A 3546-nucleotide genomic window follows, 5' to 3' on the forward strand; every position below is an offset into this window, starting at 1 on the left:
GTATGACATTATATCAGAATAATTTCAATATGACATTATCACAGAATAACAACACCTCTATAATTTTTTATTTGCATTATTCTGTCGAAAGTTGTATAATAAAAGCGAGGGCGGAGAAGACGCAGTGCCTTAAGAGGCTGGATGGCCATAAGAAAGGATTTTTTACATTTGTCTCGAATAGATAATTATGATATATCGAAACTTTGTTGTGCTGACAAACTGAGGAAAAGGAGGGCAAATATGGGGTCCAATATCGAAATTCAAACTGCAACAGCGGTTGCAACAAAAGCAAAAGTTGGTAGAGGCAAACAACTTTGGAAGGCCATAAAGAAAGATTGGCAATTATACACGCTTTTGCTTTTGCCATTGGTTCATTATTTGATTTTTAGATATATTCCGATGTATGGGATTATTATTGCCTTTAGAAGATATCAGCCCGGTGGACCGGTTTATGGTAGCCAATGGGTTGGTACAAGATATTTTCAAATGTTTTTAAGGGATCAGGGATTCTGGCGTGCATTTAGAAACAACATAATTTTAAGCGTGGAGTATCTAGTGATAAGCTTTCCTTTCCCGATAATTTTTGCCTTGCTCCTCAACGAGCTGAAAAATTTAAAGTTCAAGAAGTTCGTTCAAACGGTTTCTTATTTACCCCACTTCATATCGACGGTAATAGTGGTGGGAATGATCAAGGAGATCTTGTCTCCGTCTGTAGGCGTAGTAAATATGGTTCTCAAGAATTTGATTGGTAAGACGATAGACTTTGTTTCAGAGCCTGGATGGTTTAGGCCTATCTATATAGCATCGGGAATTTGGCAGCACCTAGGATGGAATTCAATTATTTATCTTGCGGCGCTCTCTGGTATTAACCCTGAATTGTATGAGGCAGCAAGAATCGATGGAGCCAACAGATTTCAGCAAATGAAATATGTCACAATTCCCGGCATAATGCCTACTGTTATGGTTCTGTTGATATTGAATATCGGGAGCCTGATGGCTGTAGGTTTTGAAAAGATATTGTTACTCTATAATCCCCAAACCTATGAAACGGCCGATGTTATTTCTACCTTCCTGTATAGAATGGGCTTGACCATGAATAATTACAGCTATGGCGCTGCGGTGGGCCTGTTTGAATCTATAATAGGCGTAATATTGCTGACCACAGCAAATTATCTATCCAGAAAATTCACCGACAGCAGCTTGTGGTAAAGGGGGAAATGGGGTTGGGTTCTACGAAGAGAAAGAATATAAGCGTGTTTGATGTTATAAATGTTATCATAATGTTATTTGTAGTGGTTGTTACGCTGTATCCGTTTCTTTATCTGACCGCCTTGTCGATGAGCAGTGAAAAATATGTGTATGAAGGCTCAATCACTTTTTACCCCAAGGGGTTTACTTTGGGGACCTATAAGGTGTTGTTGAAGGATAATTACTTCTGGACCAGCTATAGAAATACCATCATTTATACGGTATTAGGGACTTTAATATCACTGACTTTGACTGTTCTCTTGGCGTATCCCCTGTCTAAAAAGAACTTGAAGGGTAGGGGAATATTCCTAGGGTTTATATTGTTTACTATGTTCTTTGGCGGTGGACTGATTCCCACTTATTTGCTGGTCAGCAGGATGCTGCAGATGAGAAACACCATATGGGCTGTAATCATACCAGGGGCTATTAGTACCTACAATGTACTGGTTACCAAGACCTTTTTTGAGGGTATACCGGATGAACTGGAAGAAGCAGCGGCAATTGATGGGATGAACACATATGGTATACTGGTTAAAATCGTGCTGCCGCTGTCTAAACCCATATTGGCCACAATGTCGCTCTTTTATGCTGTAGGAATATGGAACAACTGGTTTGGGCCCTTTATCTATCTCGATGATAAGAAATTGTTCCCTGTATCGCTGTATTTGAGGAATATAATTGCGGGTGCACAAAAGGCTAGAGAAGTTGTGGGTGGAGACGTCGAAGGATTTGGGGATATAGAAGCTACCATAAAGTCGGCCAGCATGGTGGTGAGTGCCCTTCCTATAATAATGGTTTATCCGTTTTTGCAAAAATACTTCGTAAAGGGTATAATGATAGGATCCTTGAAAGGCTAATTTATACGTATTAAAGGAGGTGATCTGACGGAAGGGTCTGACAAAATATATTAAAATATATTAGGATGGTTGTAAGGCTTGAGCTTACCAGAAAACTTTGAAAGAAAACATTAATAAAAAAGGAGGTTATAATGAAAATGAGTAAGAGAGCAGTATTGCTAATAGCCTGTATCCTTATAGTTTCAATGTTAGGCGTGATGTTTACAGGCTGTGGCAAGAAGGAAACGCCGGATAAGACTACCCCAAGTGGAGATCAAGGCACCACAACGGAACAGCCAGGTAAAGAAGACCAAGAGGAATTTGCTTTTCCGCTAAAGGAACCCGTGAAGTTTACAATGCTTTACAGAGATCATCCTGCATATCCTTATAAAGAAGATTGGATCCTATGGGATGAAATAAAGAAGAGGACCAATGTAGAACTCGAACTTACTATTGTGCCCATGAGCGACTATGAGCAAAAGAGAAACCTTCTCATCAGCACCGGTGAGGCGCCGGAGATTGTTCCTAGCACTTACCCGGGTCAAGAAGTAAGCTTTATCCCTAGTGGGGCAATAATACCAGTTAGCGACTATCTGCATCTGATGCCCAATTTCTCAAGGCAGATTGAGGAGTGGAACTTGCAGGAAGACATAAAAACTATTAAGCAAAAAGACGGGAAATTCTATGTATTGCCAGGACTTCGCGAAGTAGCCGTTGCTGAATATTCTCTGGCCATAAGGACGGATATATTTGAAAAGCACAATATCCCAATTCCTGAGAGCTGGAATGACTTGTATGAGGCTTTAAAGAAACTGAAGGAGCTTTATCCTAATATTTATCCATTTTCTGATAGGTGGAAGGGCGATGCCCTGCTCAACTTTGCTTCGCTCAGCTTTGGCGTCCAGGGCGGTTGGGGCGCCGGTAATGGCATTTACTACTACAGGGATAAGGACGAATTTGGATTTTACCCCATTACCGACGATTATAAGGAAATGCTGAAGTATTTTAACAAGCTGGTTAAAGAGGGATTGATGGATCCTGAGTCCTTCACCCAGGAGGATGAAATTGCTGTCAATCAGAAATTTGCTACTGGTAAGTCCTTCGTTATAAGCACCAATACCCAGGAAATAATTTCGATGCGCAATAAGATGAAGGAGACCCTTGGTGAGGGCAACTTCAAAGTTGATATGCTGCCGCCCCTCGAAGGGCCAAAGGGGAGAGTCATCTCTGGAGCGAGGTTGGATAATGGTATTGTTATAACCAAGAAGGCGTTGGATAATCCCAACTTTGAAGCCCTTATGAGGTTTGTTGACTGGCTGTGGTACAGCGAAGAAGGCCAGATTCTGACCAGGTGGGGAGTTGAAGGCGTAACTTACAAGAGATCAGGAGATAAATTTGAGTTGCTGCCCGGTATAAAGGCAGGATATTTGGGAATCAATGTAGACGATGAAAATGCTAAAGA

At 41.1% G+C, this 3546-nt stretch carries 3 protein-coding genes; all 3 read left to right on the forward strand.

Going from position 1 to position 3546, the window contains the following annotated elements; genetic code table 11:
- The first annotated feature begins 240 nt into the window (after nt 1–240).
- A complete protein-coding gene (locus FWJ59_RS08655) occupies nt 241–1209 on the forward strand; it encodes an ABC transporter permease (RefSeq protein WP_414481542.1) in 969 nt (322 codons plus the stop codon).
- 8 nt (nt 1210–1217) lie between these two features.
- A complete protein-coding gene (locus FWJ59_RS08660; RefSeq protein WP_414481543.1) occupies nt 1218–2105 on the forward strand; it encodes a carbohydrate ABC transporter permease in 888 nt (295 codons plus the stop codon).
- A gap of 131 nt (nt 2106–2236) precedes the next feature.
- A partial coding sequence (locus FWJ59_RS08665; protein WP_414481544.1) for an extracellular solute-binding protein occupies nt 2237–3546 on the forward strand: 1310 nt, incomplete at its 3' end.

Origin of the sequence: Caldicoprobacter sp. (assembly GCF_047459465.1) — a bacterium.
Lineage (GTDB): Bacteria > Bacillota > Clostridia > Caldicoprobacterales > Caldicoprobacteraceae > Caldicoprobacter.

Bases quoted from the DNA above. Each gene is read 5' to 3' on its own strand.
- FWJ59_RS08655 (WP_414481542.1), top strand. From the start codon at position 241: ATGGGGTCCAATATCGAAATTCAAACTGCAACAGCGGTTGCAACAAAA.
- FWJ59_RS08660 (WP_414481543.1), top strand. From the start codon at position 1,218: ATGGGGTTGGGTTCTACGAAGAGAAAGAATATAAGCGTGTTTGATGTT.